We start from the raw sequence: 18,593 nt of genomic DNA on the forward strand, positions 1-18,593 counted from the left end.
CCATGGCGCATGTCTCACACTTGCGATTCCATATTCGTTTTCCAGAAGATACGATTCGGCAACCCATCATCTATCAGATCGGGCGTGAATATAATGTGGTGACCGATGTCAGGCGTGCCGATGTTCGGGATACCACAGGGTGGGCGGATGTCGAAATCTCTGGCGAAACAGCCGAAATCGAGCGTGCGGTCGAAGGCCTGCGTAAAAAGGGCTGCGTCGTCGATCCGATTGAATTGAATGTAGTCGAGTAATGACGAGTGAAGGGTAAAGGGGTAAGGCGACTGAGTAATGGAATTGACTGAGTCAGAAATACAACGTTACAGCCGACACATTATTCTTCAGGATGTGGGTGGCAAGGGACAACTGAAGCTCAAGCGCGCCAAAGTCTTATTGATTGGTGCCGGAGGCCTGGGGTCTCCAGCGGGGCTCTATCTTGCTGCGGCCGGCATTGGGACCATCGGATTGGTCGACGGCGATGTGGTTGACCTCTCCAACCTCCAGCGGCAGATCATGCACTCGACCGCCACGCTTGGAAAGCCGAAAGTCGAGTCCGGCAAGCAGACGCTCTCGGCCATCAATCCTGAAATCACGGTCAATGCGTATCACCAGCTTGTCGATGCCGACAATATCATCCCTCTCATTTCACAATACGATATTGTGCTCGATGGCTCGGATAATTTCACGACTCGCTTCTTGGTGAACGACGCCTGTTTCTTCGCCAAGAAAACGCTGATCTCTGCCAGCATGTTCCGCTTTGAAGGTCAACTGACAGCGATCAAGCCGCACCAAGGCTACCCCTGCTATCGCTGCCTCTATCCTGAACCACCGCCGGCTGGGCTGGTCCCAAATTGCCAAGAAGCCGGTGTACTTGGTGTCTTAGCCGGCACGATGGGAATTCTTCAGGCCTCGGAAGCGATCAAGGAAATTCTCGGGATCGGCGAAACCATCGCGGATAAGCTTGTGATCTACGACGCGCTCGACATGAAGTTCCGCAAAGTCAGTCGCCCCAAAGATCCGGCTTGTCCTCTGTGCGGACCGAATCCAAAGATCAAGGATCTCAGCCTGGACTACACGGTCAGCTGCACGATTTAGCAAGATGCTGAAACCGACTGCCAGCTTCGTTCTCGCATCGCTCGGACCCTCAACGTACGGAAGGCGATGTCAAAATGCTTATCCGCTCGCATGTGATCGAAGCGAGCGCTTCAAGCGAAACTTGGTTTGTACCTCCTCGTGCCCTCACTTACTGCAGCCTCGCTGGACAGTCATTTTAACCATCTTGCAGACTCATCGCATACTGCTCCTTGGGCACCTTGCCTCCTTCAGGCTGAATTAACCATGGCAGACCTTGTTATTCCTCAAGCAATCCTTGATGACATCATCGGCCATGCGAAGGAGCTGACTCCGTACGAATGTTGCGGGCTGCTGGCTGGTCATAACGGCTTGGTTACCAAGCTCTATCGCATTAAGAACATCGTCGCGATGGAAGGCGCGCAAAACCTCTCGTCGTTCGATTCAGCCAAAGTGGCGCACCTCGAACGGCTCTCGCCTGAAGAACGAGCAGAGATTGCTTTCGTGATGGACATGCAAGACTTCTCGACTGCCAAGAAAGACATACGCAACAATGGGCTCGATCTACAAGTCGTTTACCACTCTCATCCACACGATCCAGCCCGCCCATCAGTCACCGATATCAAAATCGCCACTGACTATGAAGAGATTTGGCCCAAGATCAATCTCCCCCTCCCCGCTTATCTCATCGTCTCGCTCATGAACGCAGAACCGGACGTGAAAACCTACTGGATCAAGTCTGGCCGCGTCATGCCCGCTGCAGTTGTCATCAACTAAGCGAAATTTTTCCGGTTCACATCCATCTCCGAATATACTAATGTTCCTCTAGCGCTTAGACGAGGAGCACCACTCATGAAGTTATTGAAACACTCCCTCTCGTTGTTCTTGCTGCTGCTTTTATTGACTGTACCTGTCTTTGCTGAAGACCGTAGTTTTTACAGTCCCGTGATTTACATCGACAAGGAAAAGAGTCAGATCCTCATCTCGACCAGTGCCACGGTGTTCTATATCGAAGTGCCGGAGGACGCAAAACCGCACATGGAGAAGCTTCCCATCTCCGGTCTTGTGGATTTCGTCGTCGAAATGCGAGGCGAGGACAAACTGCCGCTGATCAAAACCTGGAAGGTCAAATCTGGTGAGTCGACTTGTATGTACTTCAATGGGAAGGAGTGTAAAGAGCGATAAGCCTGACAATTCTTGTACTGAGCGGATGCCTTTCACCATTCATTACACACCCGCTCACTACTTCATCGCTTCACGCGTTAGGCTTCACCGTTCGGCAGGCTCACGGCCCTGAGTTCTATCAAAGGGCCAACAACGCTTCACCATCACTCCCCGCTGCCAGCCATATCGTCGATGAGGGGTCGGTTAATGTCGGTGCATCCGCAACAGATGGTATCGAAGAGCGTATCCGCGTCGGCGACAAAATTCTTTTCGTCAGTGAGCTTGTCAGCAATAACCTGGGCATAACAGGTTTCGCACAGCATCATTAACCCCCGCGACACCCCCACTGTTTTTCTTCCCACGCTTCCGGCCATGCGTTCTATACCGATCCTTTCTGAAGAGCCATAAAAAAATCTTCCGCTTCGAGGTCAATCCCACACTGTTGACACTCGTACGGTCGATCTGGTTCTGGAACACTCAAGGGAGTCCGATCGATGCGCCCTCGGCAGATGTGGTAAAACCGTCCACGCGCATGTTCGTCGTCCAGCGGATCACTTTCGTACACCAGCACCATAAGATGCAACACTCCATGTGAATGAATGAGTGAGGGAAAGTATACCGGCCTTCTTTCTCGTGTCGCAACCACAGAGATGATGACCAGTTCACACTTCACTCACGCTCCGCCCCTGCAGACAGCGAAAACATTGTACTCGACAGGCTCCAATCTTAGCCCTGCTCAGAGAAACCACACAGGATGCTCAAAAATCCAGTCCAGCAAGGACGCAGCGAGCGAGGAGGTGAGGCGTACGCGATTGGTACGTCGAGGCCTTGAGCAACGTGAGAACGACGTTGGCAGGATTTTTCAGTATCCTGTCACACCTGGAACTGGGCTTCGTAGAGACCCGCATACACCCCGCCTCGGCTCAGTAGCTCCTCATGCCGACCATCTTCCACTAACTGTCCGTTTTCGAGCACGAGAATCCTGTCCACATCATGCAACGTCGATAAGCGATGGGCAATAATGAAGGTAGTGCGTCCAGCAGTGAGTTCGTTCAACGCTTCCCTAATTTTGACCTCGGTCTCCGTATCAATGTTGGATGTCGCCTCATCAAAAATGACGATCGGTGGGTCTTTCAGTAATACCCGGGCGATCGAGACCCGCTGCTTTTGCCCAACGGAGAGTTTGACACCCCGTTCACCGATCCACGTCTCATAGCCTTCAGGCAACGCAGCAATGAACTCATGCGCTCGAGCAACTCGCGCCGCCACTTCGAGTCGATCTTGCTCTGCGTTCAAATCACCATACAGGAGGTTATCTTTGACTGTCCCATTAAACAGAAAGGGTTCCTGCTGAACAAACCCGATTTGCTGTCGCAGATACGCAATCGGTAGATCACGGAGATCCTTCCCGTCAATCAGAATCGCCCCCTCTGTGACGTCGTAAAATCGCATCAGCAGTTTCAAGAGCGTGCTCTTCCCAGCTCCACTCATCCCAACCAACGCCACACGCTCTCCCGCCGAAACCTTTGCGGAAAATCCTTTCAGAACCGGCACATCAGATCGATAGTGGAACTGCACCTGCTCGAATTGCACTTCGCCCTGTGCACGATGACTGGGAGCGAGCAGGCCTGGACGATCAGCCACGTCGGGTATCGTATCCAACACATCAAAGACCCGTTCACTTGCCGCCAGCGCATGCTGCAACATGTGGTTGACTGAGTGAATCTGGTTGATGGGCACATAGAACATCGCTAAATACGAAAGAAACAGCACCAACTCGCCAAGCGTCAGTCGCCCGTCCATTACCTCACCGGCTCCGTACCAGAGAATCAAAACCGTCCCGAAGGCCCCGACGAGAATCATTCCCGGCGAATACATCGACCACAGCACCATAGCCTTCAGGTTTTTCTGACTATAGGCCTGGCTCAACCGATCGAACCGTGCCTGTTCATGACCCTGACGGCTAAATCCCATCGTTTCCCTGATGCCGGACAGGGCATCTTGCAGATAGCCGTTCAGCTCCGCAGCACTCTGACGGGTCTCTCGATAGTAGCCGTGTACTTTAGATGTGAACCAACTGGCCGACAGGGCGAGCAGCGGGATCGGCAGCAGCGCAAGCGCTGCCAACTTCCAATTCAGCATGAAGAGAAGTCCTGTGATGCCGACAAGAGTCAACGACGCCGTCATCATCCCCTCAAGGCCATCAATAAAGATCCGTTCGACATGTTCGGTGTCGTTGGTCACTCGGGACATGATTTCGCCTGTCGAGCGATTCTCAAAATAGGTGATCGACAGGCGTTGCAGGGCGGCAAAGATGTGCCGGCGAAGATCATGCACGACCGTCTGCTCGAGTTGGTTATTGAGTCGGATCCGCAACGAAGCAAACAGGTTCTTGAGCAGATAGGCCCCGACCAGAAGCCCAATCGCCCCTGGGAGCAACGAGGCCTGCTTCGCTTGGATCACGTCATCAATAATGACCTTGATGACCCAAGGCGGCACCAGCTCCATCGCCGTCGCACAGGCGGCGCAGAGCAAGGTCAGAACGGCAAGAGTACGATGGGGTCGCAGGTACTGCAGGACACGAAGAAGAGCTTTCACAAGCGGTTCGACAAGGCAAGCATTAGCAGGATGCTGAAAAAGTCCGCCAGCGGCGTTCTCGCATCGTGCAGAGGGCTCAACGTACCGAAGCGTACGCCTCGCCTCTTCACTCGCTGCGGCCTTGCTGGACAGCCTTTTTGAGCATCCTGAAATTGTTCTGGCATGAGCATCGTACGGAAACTTTCAGTCATATTGTTCGCATTAAATGAGTTTTTCCGCAGCCTGTTAGATTACGTTACTGGGTTCTTTCTGCCAATATTGTGAAAATTCGTCGAGCTGCGTGAGGGTGGACATGTCCCTCATGCGATCGAGAAAGACTTTGCCGATCAGGTGATCTAACTCGTGTTGGATACAAACTGCATACAAGCCCGTGGCTTCAAAATCCAAGGGCTTACCCTTCCGGTCCAACCCTTTGACTCGCACCAGTGATGGTCTGGTGACTTTCCCTCTCAAGCCATCGACACTCAGGCACCCTTCCCAACTCTCCACCTGCTCCGGCCCATAGTAGACGATTGAAGGGTTGATGAGGACGGTTTCAGGAAATCCCCCTTCCCCCTTGCAACCCATGACAACCAATTGAACCGACCGCGAGACTTGAGGTGCCGCCAACCCGATACCCGGTTCGTCATACATGACTTCAAACATATCATCGATCAGCCGCTGGATCTCCGACGACTTAATCTCTCGTGGATCGATCGGCACGGCAATCTTCCGGAGAATAGGATTCCCCAGCTTGGCGATCTTCAGCATGGTTCCTGTCTTCAATTTCACAACCTTTGTATTATTCGTAACATAGGCGTCTTCAAGCCCGCAACCTCTTCAACGTCCCCTCACAGACTCCGCTTGGGTCGTCGAGGTTCCGGAATCTCAAAGGTCTCCTTGTTGCTGTCCCACCACTCGACCCATTCGCTCGCCCAGGCCGCACGATCCTGTTTGGTCGAGGTGTCCCAATCATGGAATTCCGTTTCATGGCGAGTCAAAATCCAGAGCGATTGCAGGGCGGACAGCGCCACGAACCGTTCGTCATCGCTGACCATGGGAATCAGGAGGGGGATGACGGCCTTCTGACGGATGTACCGCGCCTCGAACGCGGCAGCCTTTCGCACTGACGGATTGGGATCTTTGGCCATCACGTCGAGGGCCTCGGAAGCTTTCGCCGCATCCAGCCGAACGGCCACCCGTAACGCATGTTCCCGCACACGCGACAGTTCGCTCGGCTCCTTCGCCGTCGTGACGAGGGCCGGCACCCCTGCCACCCCCTTCATCATCAACAGGGTTTCTATCGCATTGTACCGGATTCTTGGGCTGGACATGGTCAAGGCCTTGACCAACACCGGAACCGACGATTCACCCAAATGCACGAATTCCCCCATGGCCCAAAACTCTTGTTTCCCTTCCAGCAACGGCAACAAGGCCTCGGCGCGCTTGAGCTCTTCCGGGCCAAGTGTCATCTGATTGAGAGGGATTGAGACATCTGGCACATCTGGATTCACCGGAGGAGCGTCATAGGGCACTTGAACAGGCCAGGCTCTACCCTGATCCGCCCATGCGCACAGAGGACCCACCCCACCCATCACGCTCAGCAACCCGATCACTCCCAGTCGGAACACATACGATCGTTTCACGATGATGACTTTCCCCTTTCGCTGACCCGAGACATTCGGTTATTCCCGCTCTTCCAGGTTATCACGATGGTGGACGATTTCGTAGAGGACCGGCAAGACCACAAGAATTAAAAAGGCCGCTGTCAACATTCCACCAACCACGACACGCGCCAGCGGCTTTTGTGCCTGAGAGCCGATGCCTGTCGCAAGCGAAGCCGGCAACAGCCCGATCGCCGCTCCCAAGGTCGCCATGAGGATAGGGCGCATCTGGACATCGGCCCCGCGCATCACAGCCTGCCGCAGACCCAGCCCGGCCATACGGAACTCCTCGATACGCGAGATCAATAACACACCACCCAGTATCGCAACCCCCAAGGTCGAGATCATCCCCACCGCAGCCGAGATGCTGAAATGGGTCTGCGTGATGACCAGCGACAAGACTCCACCGACCAAGGCAAACGGGACCGCCGCGAGGACAAGCACCGCGTTCTTCAAGGAATCGAACGTGCTATAGAGCAGAAAGAGAATAATGGCCAGGCTCACGGGCACGATCTTCGCCAGCCGTTTCTGTTCCTCCTTGAGCTGATCATATTGCCCGGCCCATTCCATCCGATATCCATCCGGCAACCGTACCTGTTGGGATAACTTCACTTGCGCTTCTTCGACCGTACCCTGAAGATCGCGCTCGCGCACACTGAATTTGATCGGGATATACCGTTCGTTGTTCTCACGGTAAATGATGAAGGCTCCGGTCTGCATGGTAATGGCCGCGAGCTGCTTGAGCGGAATGCTGGCCCCATCCGGTGTGTTGACCAAGATATTGCCAATGGAGTCCACATCCTGCCGATACTCCGGCAGAAACCGAACAACCAGGTCGAAGCGTTTTTCACCTTCGTACACCTGCGTCACCGCTTGACCGCCGATGGCGGCTTGAACCACGGCATTCACGTCTGAGACTCGTAAGCCATATCGAGCGCTGGCTTCGCGATCGACCTGGATCAGTAGATTGGGCTGCCCGATCAATCGGAAAATTCCCAAGTCCTTCACCCCGGGAACGTTGCGCATGACCGATTCAATCTCTGCAGCCTTCGCTTCCATAAGTTTGAGATCCGTGCCGAACAGTTTGATCGAATTCTCCCCCTTCACGCCCGACATTGCTTCCTCAACATTGTCTTCGATGACTTGGGAAAAATTAAAAATAACACCGGGAATTGTCTTCAGTCGACGCTCGATTTCTTCGATCAAGCCCTCCTTCGTCAAGCCGCGACGCCAGGCCGATGCCGACTTCAGATTGGCCATAAATTCGGCATTGAAAAAGCTGGTCGGGTCCGTCCCATCGTCCGGCCGTCCGAGTTGAGACACAACCGTCTCGACTTCCGGAGACTCTTTAAACATCCGACGGATGTCGTTCGCCAATCGATCCGCTTGATCAAATGAAATATCGACCGGCATGGTAGCCCGCACCCATAAATTCCCTTCCTCCAACGCCGGCATGAATTCGCCGCCCAACGATTGCAGCGTCAGAGCAGCGAGCGCCACCAACCCTGTCGAAAATCCGACCACCAGGATTCGATGATCGAGCGCCCATGCCACAAGCCCCATGTAGGTACGCCGCACAAGCCGGGCGATCGCCGTATCAGCTTCCCTGATCGGCGACTGCAAGAGAAACGAGCAGAGCACTGGGGCGAGGGTACATGCCATCAACAGGGCCCCCACCAACGCGAACCCATAGGTGATCGACATGGGAGCAAAGATTTTTCCGGGAACACCGGTCATCGTAAAGAGCGGCACAAAGGCCACGACGATGATGGCCGTCGAAAAGAAAATGGGCCGCCCGACTCGGCGGGCCGCCCGAATAATGTGTTGGTGAATCGTCACCTGATGGGTCTTACTGTGTGCCAGCTGAAAGAAGATGCTCTCGACCATGACCAACGTCGCGTCCACAATGATTCCGAAATCGATCGCACCCAAGGAGATCAAGTTGGCCGACTGACCGACAGCCACCATCATGGTAAAGGTGAAGAGCAGCGAAAGCGGGATGGTCAAGGCGACGATGAGTGCCGCGCGGAAATGTCCGAGAAACAGAAACAGGATGACGAACACCAGCACCATGCCGCTGATCAAAATATCGGTGACCGTCTCCACCGTCGTCTGAATGAGTGTCGTCCGGTCATAGAACGTGTTGATCGTGATTCCGGCCGGCAGTTTCCCTTCATTCAGTTCCTGCACCTTTTCTCTGACTCGCTCGAGAACGGATAAAGCCTGAGCACCGCGCTGGAGTAATACCACCCCTTCCACGACATCGTCTCGGTCATCGATCCCAACCTTCCCGAGACGCACACGATGGCCTACGGTAACCTTTCCCAGGGTCTTCACGAAGATAGGCGTACCGTCTTTCTCCGTTACCATGACATTCTCGATATCGTCCAGATCGTTGATCAGCCCCAGTCCACGAATGTTGTAGCTCTGCGCCCCGATCGTTAAGTAGTTACCGCCAACGTTCGCATTGCTGTTCGACAGAGCCGTCATCACCTGCGAGAGATTGACGCCGTAACTGATCAGTTTTCCCGGATCAATATCGACATGGTATTCCTTCGTGGTCCCGCCCAGGGTCGTCACGTCAATGACTCCCGGTATCCGCTTGAATGCTCGACGGACCCGCCAGTCTTGTATCGTCTTCACATCCGTCAGACTCGCATTCGAACCGCTCAATTCATACCGATAGATTTCGGCGATGGCCCACCAGGGAGAGAGCACGGGTTGTACCCCTTGCGGCAATTGGACTGCGTTGAGGCGATTCAAGATTTCTTGGCGATCCCGAAAGAGGTCGCTGTCGAAGTCAAAATACACCTTGATGTCGCTGAGGCCGAAGATCGAGAGCGACCGAATATCCGTCAGACGGGGCGTGCCATTCAAGGCCACCTCGATCGGGATCGTCATCTGTCGCTCGATTTCCTCGGCCGAATAGCCGGGGAGTTGGGTAATCAACTCCACCATGGGAGGCGCTGGATCAGGATACGCCACGATGTCGAGCAGGTGAAACGCGTAGAGACCGCCGAAAAGGAGCAGCAGTCCGAGTGCACAGACCAGGAATCGTTGAACGAGTGACACCTCAACGATTTTTGTGATCATCGGCCCTCAACAAACGCACGGCTCGTCCGGCGGTGGAGGCGACGGCAAGGAGCAATCATCGTCCCTGCACCTCCTGCCCCTTGATCAGTACCGCTCCCTTCGTCACGATGCGTTCTCCCTGCTTGAGCCCTTCAATAACCCGCGTGTGATCCGGCGAGATTGTGGCGACTTTCACCTCTCGTTTGCTGTAGCGATGCTCGTCCTCGACGACATACACAAACTGTTTGCCGTCGACTTCCAGTACCGCTTCCCGAGGCACGGTCAAAAATTTCCCGGTCTCTCCGACATCAAGTTGTAGCCGCGCAAACATTTCCGGCTTCAGCTTGTGCGCCTGGTTGTCGACTCGTGCCCGAACCTTGATGGTTCTCGAGGCCGGATCGACGACATCGCCCACCGACGTGACCTTGGCAGGGAACTCCACGCCAGGGTAGGCTTCTACCCGTACCGCTGCGGACTGCCCTTCCCGCACTAAAGCCAAATCATGCTCATACACATCGGCGACAACCTGCAGCACATCCAAGTCAGCCACCGTAAATAGCACATGGTCGGGATCTCCGGTCACGGACTGGCCAGGTGTCACAGTCCGTTCAACCACGCTCCCGCTCAGTGGACTCTTCATCTCGAAGCGCGACGTGATCTGCTGCTTGTCCACTGGCTTGTTCAGTTCTTGAGGGGCGACCCGAAGCGACAATAATCGCTCCTTTGCTCGACGGAACTCTGCGCGCGCTTTGACCAATTCGTTCTCGGCTTGTTTTAAATCTTTCAGCGCCAGTGCCTTGTCCTCGTACAGATCCTTCGCCAGCTCATGGGCCCTCGTTGCATATTGTAAGTCTGAGTCTTCCTTGACGTACTCTGAATAGGCCTGCGCGATGTCCGGACTATCAACAACCAGCAACACGTCCCCCGCCTTCACCCGATCTCCCAGATGAGCGCTCACCTCAACGACACGTCCTTGCAACGGAGAAGACACCCGTGAATATTTGTCCTCGCCATAGGCGATCTTTCCCGAAAGGGTCAATCCTTGGCGGGACAAATTGAACCCAACGAGAGCCGTTTCGACACGCGGCGCCGATTCGATGGGATGTGCTGCTTCCCCCTTATCCGTCGCAGATACTGCAGGCTGTGAATGGGGACGCTGATCCTGTTGTCCGCAGGCTGTGAGCGTGAGAACGATCACACTGGCAACCAGTGCACACACACACCAGGGAAACTCGTTGGAGCAATACAACCGACAGTCTTTCATTGTTGCATCTCAATCATTACCTTGCGTCGCACCTACGGCATCATGACGATGACGTGAGGTCTGTCCCAACGGCGCTTTCCAGTTGAATCACATTCCGCTGATAATTGAACAAGGCCTCAATATAATTCTGTTGGATCGTCCGCGAGGTCCTGGCCGCGTCAAGGAGATCGATCAGCGTAGCCCCACCCCGATCATAGGCTCGCTCGGCGATGGTAAAGGTCGACCGCGCGTCATCGAGCACCCCTCCCAGAAAAGCCTCAACCAGCCGACGGCTTTCAAGCAAGTTGCGATAAGCAACCTCCACTTGATTCTCAACCTGGTTGAGCGTCTTGCTGAGATCGGCTCCCGCCGCCTGCATTGAGGCCTCGGCCTGCACGATCTTCCCCTGATTACGATTGAACAACGGCAGTGGTACACCAAGACTGAAGGCCATTTGATTCGAATTGTCGGGTCCATGGGATCCCTGGACGGCGTACCCCGCTCCGATGGTGACATCGGGAATCCGGTACGCCTTGGCCAAACTCAATTCAGCCTCACGTTGTGACACTATCAACCGTTTCGCACGAACATCGGGACGAGCATCCGACGCAAGCACACGCAACTTGACGATGTCCGGATCCACTCGCTGATATTCCAACTCCGTCGTCAACTCAACCGAAACGACCGGGGAAAGCCGCAAGAGCTGGCGGAGATCGGATCTGGCCGATTCCGACTCTTGAATCGCTTGAATGACTTGCGTTTGGAAATCGATCAACTGCAGGCGAATCCGAATCAAGTCAACTTCGGCGATATACCCCTTCTTGAATCGAATGGTATTGACTTCGAGAATACGCGAAAAACGGTCACGATTTTCCTCCGCCAGCACCAGACGTCTTCGAGCCAATTGTGTTCGGTAGTACGCATCCTTCACGGCAAACCGCAACTGGCGAACGGCGTCTTCAAAGCCGGCCTCTGCAGACTGGAGTCCGAATTCGGCACTCTCGATCCGATACCCGCGTTTGCCGGCCAGTTCAAACAACTGCTGGATCTGGGGGGCGATCTGTCCGCTATTCCCCAGCGTGCGCCCCTGAACGGGCGAGCTCACGAGTCCCAAAGACGCTATGGGATTGGGAAACAATCGAGCGGTCAGCTGCGCGCCCTTGCTGGACTCAATTCCATACTTTGCGATCAGCAGATCAAGATTCTGCTGCAAAAAAAGGCCGATCGCCTCCTCCAGACTCAATCGTAGCGTTGAAGCCGTATGAGGAGCGCCGCTCCTCGTGGAGTCTGTCATGGCTGCTTCACAGTCAGGAGTACCGGTGATGACACCGCTGAGGCAGCACACACAGCACAGGATGGACGCAAGGAAATTCATCTGATCAATCGGTGAGGAGGCACTGCTCCAATGAATCGTTCACCTATCAGGCTCGATCTATTCAATGGAGATGCCAAGAACATGGGAATGGCGGAACCCGTATCGTGGCGAGGTTCGGACCAGAACGTAATGCGCTCGCTCGACCAGACTATCGGTGTGAGATCAACGATCCACAGCGGCCTTATGAACTGAGTGCTCGAAGGTGTTTCCGCACCCGAACCTTCTCATGATGTTTTCTCAGCAACTGTTGGCGCACCACATCCTGATTCTCGGCCACGATCCGAACCAAGCGATCCATATCTTCTGCATGGTCACGCACCAGTTCCGACAACTTCTGGATCTGCTCCTCCAACTTTTCCAGCCGCCAGGCCATGTCGTGTAGTGGGTCCGAGGTTCTCTCCGCCAGCTTCGTAACACGTCTGGAATCTACTCGTGGCAACGCCGCGATGACGACATCTCGCTTCATGCTCACTCCTTTGTTCATGGCCAACCGAGCCGAGTGGCTCAATCCGGCGTTCTGGTAGCTAGTATTATCCGCATGGCAGAGGAAGTCAACGATTCCGTTTTCTTTCTATTTCAAGACAGTCCTGCTAGAATCGCACCCATGAAGCATATCTTCACCATGGTCTTGGCGGGTGGAAAAGGTGAGCGGCTCAATCCTCTCACGGCACAACGGGCAAAACCGGCGGTTCCCTTTGGCGGGAAATATCGCATCATCGACTTCACGCTCAGTAATTGCTTGAATTCAGGGCTTCGCAAAGTCGCCGTCCTTATCCAATATAAGTCTCATTCCCTCGATCGACATATTCGCGCGGGCTGGAACATTCTCAGCGCCGATCTCAACGAGTACATCGCCTCGGTCCCTCCTCAGCAGCGCATCAGCGAAGATTGGTATCGCGGCACGGCCGACGCCGTGTATCAGAACATGTTCTTGATCGATGATGAACGCCCCGAGTTCCTGCTGATCCTCGCCGGCGACCACGTCTACAAGATGAACTACGCGGAGATGTATCACTGGCTCATCGCCACGAGCGCGGATGCGGTCGTGGGGGCCATCGACATCCCCATCCAAGAGGCCTCTCGCTTCGGGGTCATTGCGGTGAACCCAGACTACCGGATTACACGGTTCGACGAAAAACCCGCGCATCCCATTCCTCTCCCCAACGATCCGGACCATGCCTTTGCTTCGATGGGTATCTACCTCTTCCGTACCAAGGCGATCCGCGAATACCTGCTTGCCGATGCAAAAGAAGGCGGCGCACATGACTTCGGGAAAAATATCATCCCGAAGATGATTGCCGAGAAACGGGTCTATGCCTTCAAATTTCAGGACGCGAACAAGAAAGCGGTCAAGTATTGGCGTGATATCGGAACGCTCGATGCGTACTGGGAAGCCAACATGGATCTGGTCTCCGTGGATCCACAGTTCAATCTGTACGACGCGGACTGGCCGATCCGAACCTACCAGGGACAGTTTCCACCGGCCAAGTTCGTCTTCGCCCAGGATTTTCAGGGAGGTCGGATGGGTGTCGCACTCGACTCGATCGTGTGCGGCGGCTGTATTATCTCTGGCGGGCGGGTCCAGAATTCAGTCCTGTCTCCGAACGTCCACGTGCACGACCATGCCGATGTCCGTGACTCCGTGGTGATGGAAAATGTCACGATCGGGGCACAGAGTCGCATCAAGCGCGCCATCATCGACAAGGATGTGACGATCCCTCCCCAGACAGAGATCGGGTATAACCGAGAGGCCGATGCACAGCGGTTTACCGTCACGGAATCGGGTCTCGTGGTGATCTCAAAAGGAATGAAGCTGCATGCCTCCGTCGATTCATCCGGTTGATCTGATCTCCGCACTCCGTCAAAAACATCTCACCCCTGCGATCGTGTTTCTCACCTCACGGCGAGCCTGCGACGAGGCCATGGAAGCGTTCGACCACGCCAACTTCGTTCTGCCTACCGTACGGCAAGAGGCAATCGCGAACGCCCTTGAACAAGTCATGGCTCAACACCCCAGCATTGCCGAGCACCCGATGATTCCCATCGTCCAACGAATCGGTGTGGCCGCCCATCATGCCGGGCATCTGCCGTCTTGGAAAATCGCCATCGAAGAATTGATGCGACAGGGGCACCTCGATGCAGTCTTTGCCACCACGACCTTAGCGGCAGGCGTCGACTTTCCCGCTCGCACAGTTGTGATCACACAGTCCAGCATCCGCAAGTCTCGCGACTTCACCGACTTGACGGCCGGCGAAGTCCAGCAAATCGCGGGACGAGCCGGACGCCGAGGGAAGGATCATGTCGGATTCGCTGTGATCACCCCTTCACCGTATATCGATCTGTCGGTTCTGACCAAGGGGTTGACCGGACAGCCGGAGGCCATCGACAGCCAGTTTACCATCAGCTATCCGATGGTCTTGAACCTCTTGAAGGCTCACCCCCACGAACACATCCAAGGAATTCTGGCCAAGAGTTTTGCGCAGTTTCAATTGAATCAGCGAGCCGAGGTCCTTGAGCAGAAACTCGACGCCCTCCACATCAAAATGGAACCGTTCGGCCCTCGCGTCTGCACGGACTGGATCACCCAATGGCACACCTTCGACCATGCACGAAGACACCGCCATACGCGCCATCCAACCTATCGGTCTGAACCGCCAGAGATTTCGGCGCGGCTGCCGTTCCTCACACCAGGACGGGTGGTTGGACTGAGCCGAGGACGGGGCATCGTGCTTCGCCAGTATCGGAGCAAAGGTCAAAAGAATTCGATGCTTACCATCTTGCGGCCGGAGAGCGCCGTCACCGAATGTCCGGTCACCAGCGTGAAGGAAGTGTACGACCGTACGTACGACTGCCCGGAAACTTCGTCCTATCCCTGGTGTTCCACTGACACGTTCGATCGACTGAGCCACCAGTTAGAAGAACTGCCGCTCCGGTTGCCCCTTCTCCCCATCCTGGTATCCAGCAACGGCGAGCCTCTTCCTGACACCATCGTCCAATCACTCGAAGACTTCCCCTGTCCGACCTGTCCGTCGCGATCCGCCTGCCAAAAGGACTTCCTCACGGCGTCACGCCTCCGGCAGGAACAGCAGCGGCATATCAAATCCATCCAAGCCCTGCGCACCAGTTTATGGCATCGATTCCAAGAGCGCGTCGAGGTCTTGCAGAAATTTGGCTATCTCACCCTAACGACACAGCTGACGGCTGAGGGAGAATGGGCACGACTCATTCGAATCGATCATTCCCTGCTGATTACCGAGCTGATTCGTGCCGAAGCTTTCACGGGAGGAGACCCGTCACTCCTCGCCGGCATTTTGGCCAGTTTGGCTCATGATGACGACCGACCTGGAGCCTTTCCGCGCATCAGTCCTGGGTTGAGCTCCTTGCTTGGGCAAGTACGCAAACTCGCAGAGAGTTTGTCTCCCTATGAAGATCCTCCCCTCCTCCGCGCAGACGTGGCCGCTCTAGTGGAACGCTGGGTCGCCGACCCAACCCTCACCTGGATCGGACTCTGCAAACTGACTACTATGGCTGAAGGCGACATCTATCGGCTTCTGGCCAGAACCCTGGAGTATCTGTCCCAGGTGCAAACCCTCAACGCGACACACCCCGGCCTCGCTGAATCCGCAGCCCAAGCGATCACGGCGATCCGACGCGGCGTGTTGGAGGAATTGCCGTGATGACGCTTTCAGTAATCAGCTGCCAGCTAGGAGCTCTCGCATGACCACCGACGAACTCGAAAAGCTCTTGGCTCAACAACCTGTCGCAGTGCTCCACCGTCTGGCCCGCGGGCGCCTCCATCGACACTTTCGTGCCGGGAAACGACGCCTGATCGAGCTGCTGCTCCAACATTCAAGCCAGAATCGCGTCGGCTTTGAGTCCGATCTGCTGACGCTGATCGGAGAGCGTCAATCCAGTCCAACATCTGGATCGTCGAGAAGGCCTGGAGCTCCACCCATCGCTCACAAGAAAGTTGTACCCAGGGCCTCGGATTCCGAGCCGTCGGATCCTCCCGTCTCCCTCACAGAGTGGTTACAAGGAATCGGTGTGCCGGCACCTCAACCATTCGTCCAGGACCCCTGGCAAGTTGAAGCCTTGGCCGCAGTGAGTGAAACCGATGTGGTGATCAGCGTCCCAACTGGAAGCGGGAAGACCTATGTAGCCGTTGAAGCAGCTCGTCTGGCCATGGAGGATAATCGGAGCGTCATTTACACGTCGCCGCTCAAGGCTCTGTCAAATACGAAGTACGCAGAGTTCTCAAAGATCTTTGGACCAGACAAGGTCGGCATTCTCACCGGTGATCGCCAGGAGAACGGACAAGCTCCGTTGCTTGTCATGACGACGGAGATTCTCCGTAATCTGCTCTACGATGCAGCGAGTGGCGAGGTCGATGTTCGCCTGGACACGCTCGGCTTAGTCATCCTGGATGAGTCACAATACCTGGCTGATCCTGAGCGAGGGGTTGTGTGGGAAGAAACCATCATCTTCTGTCCCTCCCAGGCTAGGCTGCTGTTACTCTCGGCCTCCATCGGCAACCCTCAAGATATCGCCGACTGGCTGACATCGATTCGGCCTACTCCCTGTCGACTAGTACGACACAGCAAGCGCACCGTGCCTCTGAGAGCCGGCTACCTTCACCCTAATGGAAGACTCACCCCCTTGTTTCGTACGCTCGGCATTCCACAGGGTCATCCCAGTCACCTTCATCCCGAAGCGAAACACCTCTTTATTGAATACGAAGAAGAGACCTTGCCATCCGGACGTCCAAGGCGATAAGTAAACGATGCTTCACGAGATACACTTCACACGATTGAGAGCGACGTGACGAGAACACTGGTGGCCTTTTCCAACATCTTGCTTAGAAAGAAGCCGTGAGGCCAGCCGTGAGGCCATGGCGGAGGGATTGAAACTCCGTCAGCGGAAAGGACGCCGATCGACCGTCCGTGAGATGACTCTCCCAGGTGCCCTCGATCAAGCGATTCCACCAGACCCGATAGCCGACTTGGGCCGCAAGCCATCGCGTGAGATGCAGCGTCGCTCCGATCTCGGCATCCGCCCCAAACCCAATGCCACGCATGGTAAAACTTGGAGCTTGTAACTCACCATCGGCGACTCGTAAATGATGGGTATCCTCGTTGGTAAAGAAATTGATAGGCTTTAGCACAATTGAACCATGAAGGGTCAACCAGCGTAGCAGGTGATACTCACTGGCGGCACCAACTCGAAGCGCATACCAGGCATTGCTGTTGGAAAGCACCAGCGCACGATTGCTGATACCAACACCACCCGGTACACATAAGGGGTCCAGCCCTGGCGCATTTATATCCAAATCCGTCGAGGCCCCTGCCACCGAACAACTGACCTGCCTGACCCCGTAGGCCTTATGCTCCTGACGCCAGTACTGGAAGCCGAGAAAGCCATCCAGATGCCCCTGCCCATGGGGGAAGGTCATCAAGGATCCGCCCAAATCGGCGTTCAGAAACCACAGTCCAGATCCACTGATATCACTATGGGTTCGAAGCGAGGGATTTCCTCCGTCGGCCGCGAGAAAATCGTCGTCAGTCAGACGCCCCCCTCCGATGTGAGCCCCTCCCACCTGCACCCGGCCAAAGAAACGAGGTCTGAGATAAACTTTGGCGGTCAGCTCCACCACATTCGTGGAATGATCGGCATACGTCAGCCGCGAAGTCGGATTCCCTAAAAGCCCTTGCGACGACGCATTGTGGGCCCACCGAGTGTCTCCCACACTGATCCAGGTCCCAAGCGTGAGATCCACTCTTTTCGGCTGATCTGATAGTAATTCCTCGGTCATACCGCACGGCACCACGGTCAATATTCCCAACAGAAGAACGGTGACGAAAACGACTGATCTGGCAAATACAGAGACATTCACCGCCGAACTCCTTCCCGCTGAATACCCACGGCATGAAATCATCACTCAGCTCTCCAGCATGCTCCCCCAACAGGCAAATCGCATCTCGTTTTTCCAAAGAATCTTTCACATCAGCGCGGACAGCTAGACCAGCCGCATCCGATCATCGTACGCTGTTTAATACTCAACCGGTAGAGATCCGGACGCTCATAGCCGACAGCTGTATTGTTGAGACAGGCGCGGGAGATCTATCTTGTCGTGCCATGATTGAGCCAGACCTCAACACAAGTGATCTCCAACTTTCATTGGCCAAAACACATTCTTACCACATTCAAATGGATCATACGGGAGACACAACTGCACGGACAGGATTTTCTCATCTCTTACAGATGCGATGTGAGGCCCCACATACATCTTACCGTGGCAAGGCAGAGGCTTATTCAGAACAATGATCCATGACACCACTACAAGCATGTATTCACAATGCGACGCCTAATGTGCATGTATGCGGAACTCTCCGTTTGTGATGTTGACTCAAGAGGTGCGTACAGGCTGAATAAT

General features: G+C 55.0%; 17 protein-coding genes. 7 read left to right on the forward strand and 10 right to left on the reverse strand.

Annotated features, from left to right (window positions below; translation table 11 throughout):
* The first annotated feature begins 2 nt into the window (after nt 1-2).
* From ACYX34_RS01100 to ACYX34_RS01115, 4 genes are all read left to right on the forward strand, one after another.
* The gene (locus ACYX34_RS01100; protein ID WP_462074708.1) at nt 3-251 is read left to right on the forward strand and encodes an NIL domain-containing protein; all 249 of its coding nucleotides are present in this window, start codon (nt 3-5) and stop codon (nt 249-251) included.
* 37 nt (nt 252-288) lie between these two features.
* Nucleotides 289-1,092, forward strand: coding sequence for a molybdopterin-synthase adenylyltransferase MoeB (moeB, locus tag ACYX34_RS01105; protein WP_462074709.1), 804 nt, complete (start codon nt 289-291; stop codon nt 1,090-1,092).
* A gap of 243 nt (nt 1,093-1,335) precedes the next feature.
* Nucleotides 1,336-1,845: a M67 family metallopeptidase gene (locus tag ACYX34_RS01110; protein WP_462074710.1), complete on the forward strand. Its 510-nt coding sequence runs from the start codon at nt 1,336-1,338 to the stop codon at nt 1,843-1,845.
* Nucleotides 1,846-1,920: 75 nt separating this feature from the next.
* Entirely contained in the window at nt 1,921-2,253 is a 333-nt protein-coding gene (locus ACYX34_RS01115; RefSeq protein WP_462074711.1) for a hypothetical protein, read from the forward strand.
* A gap of 143 nt (nt 2,254-2,396) precedes the next feature.
* Here ACYX34_RS01115 and ACYX34_RS01120 read toward each other — a convergent pair whose 3' ends face one another.
* From ACYX34_RS01120 to ACYX34_RS01160, 9 genes are all read right to left on the reverse strand, one after another.
* Nucleotides 2,397-2,606, reverse strand: a complete 210-nt coding sequence (locus ACYX34_RS01120; protein WP_462074712.1) for a hypothetical protein — start codon at nt 2,604-2,606, stop codon at nt 2,397-2,399.
* 5 nt (nt 2,607-2,611) lie between these two features.
* A complete protein-coding gene (locus ACYX34_RS01125; protein WP_462074713.1) occupies nt 2,612-2,806 on the reverse strand; it encodes a hypothetical protein in 195 nt (64 codons plus the stop codon).
* A gap of 299 nt (nt 2,807-3,105) precedes the next feature.
* On the reverse strand, nt 3,106-4,830 hold the full coding sequence (locus tag ACYX34_RS01130) for an ABC transporter ATP-binding protein (protein ID WP_462074714.1): 1,725 nt from the start codon (nt 4,828-4,830) through the stop codon (nt 3,106-3,108).
* Nucleotides 4,831-5,055: 225 nt separating this feature from the next.
* On the reverse strand, nt 5,056-5,601 hold the full coding sequence (def, locus tag ACYX34_RS01135; protein ID WP_462074715.1) for a peptide deformylase: 546 nt from the start codon (nt 5,599-5,601) through the stop codon (nt 5,056-5,058).
* 59 nt (nt 5,602-5,660) lie between these two features.
* Nucleotides 5,661-6,455 carry a HEAT repeat domain-containing protein gene (locus ACYX34_RS01140; protein WP_462074716.1) on the reverse strand — a complete coding sequence of 265 codons (795 nt, stop codon included), beginning with the start codon at nt 6,453-6,455 and terminating at the stop codon, nt 5,661-5,663.
* 39 nt (nt 6,456-6,494) lie between these two features.
* A complete protein-coding gene (locus tag ACYX34_RS01145; RefSeq protein ID WP_462074717.1) occupies nt 6,495-9,566 on the reverse strand; it encodes an efflux RND transporter permease subunit in 3,072 nt (1,023 codons plus the stop codon).
* Between the two features lie 55 nt (nt 9,567-9,621).
* A complete protein-coding gene (locus tag ACYX34_RS01150; protein ID WP_462074718.1) occupies nt 9,622-10,809 on the reverse strand; it encodes an efflux RND transporter periplasmic adaptor subunit in 1,188 nt (395 codons plus the stop codon).
* A gap of 40 nt (nt 10,810-10,849) precedes the next feature.
* On the reverse strand, nt 10,850-12,082 hold the full coding sequence (locus tag ACYX34_RS01155; protein WP_462074719.1) for a TolC family protein: 1,233 nt from the start codon (nt 12,080-12,082) through the stop codon (nt 10,850-10,852).
* A gap of 262 nt (nt 12,083-12,344) precedes the next feature.
* Nucleotides 12,345-12,629, reverse strand: coding sequence for a hypothetical protein (locus ACYX34_RS01160; RefSeq protein ID WP_462074720.1), 285 nt, complete (start codon nt 12,627-12,629; stop codon nt 12,345-12,347).
* A 138-nt stretch (nt 12,630-12,767) separates the two neighbouring features.
* Between ACYX34_RS01160 and glgC the strand changes: the two genes are divergently transcribed.
* From glgC to ACYX34_RS01175, 3 genes are read left to right on the forward strand one after another with little or no spacing between them, the layout of a single operon-like run.
* A complete protein-coding gene (gene glgC, locus ACYX34_RS01165; protein WP_462074721.1) occupies nt 12,768-14,006 on the forward strand; it encodes a glucose-1-phosphate adenylyltransferase in 1,239 nt (412 codons plus the stop codon).
* Nucleotides 13,981-15,840 (forward strand): helicase-related protein, encoded by a 1,860-nt coding sequence (locus ACYX34_RS01170; RefSeq protein ID WP_462074722.1) that lies wholly within the window; start codon nt 13,981-13,983, stop codon nt 15,838-15,840. The genes glgC and ACYX34_RS01170 overlap by 26 nt, the downstream gene beginning before the upstream one ends.
* A gap of 40 nt (nt 15,841-15,880) precedes the next feature.
* Complete coding sequence (locus ACYX34_RS01175) at nt 15,881-16,936, forward strand: DEAD/DEAH box helicase (protein WP_462074723.1); 1,056 nt, start codon at nt 15,881-15,883, stop codon at nt 16,934-16,936.
* Between the two features lie 82 nt (nt 16,937-17,018).
* On the opposite strand, the gene ACYX34_RS01180 is transcribed toward ACYX34_RS01175, so the two are convergent.
* Nucleotides 17,019-18,053: a hypothetical protein gene (locus ACYX34_RS01180; protein WP_462074724.1), complete on the reverse strand. Its 1,035-nt coding sequence runs from the start codon at nt 18,051-18,053 to the stop codon at nt 17,019-17,021.
* Nucleotides 18,054-18,593 lie beyond the last annotated feature (540 nt).

It is taken from the genome of Nitrospira sp. CMX1 (genome assembly GCF_054902215.1).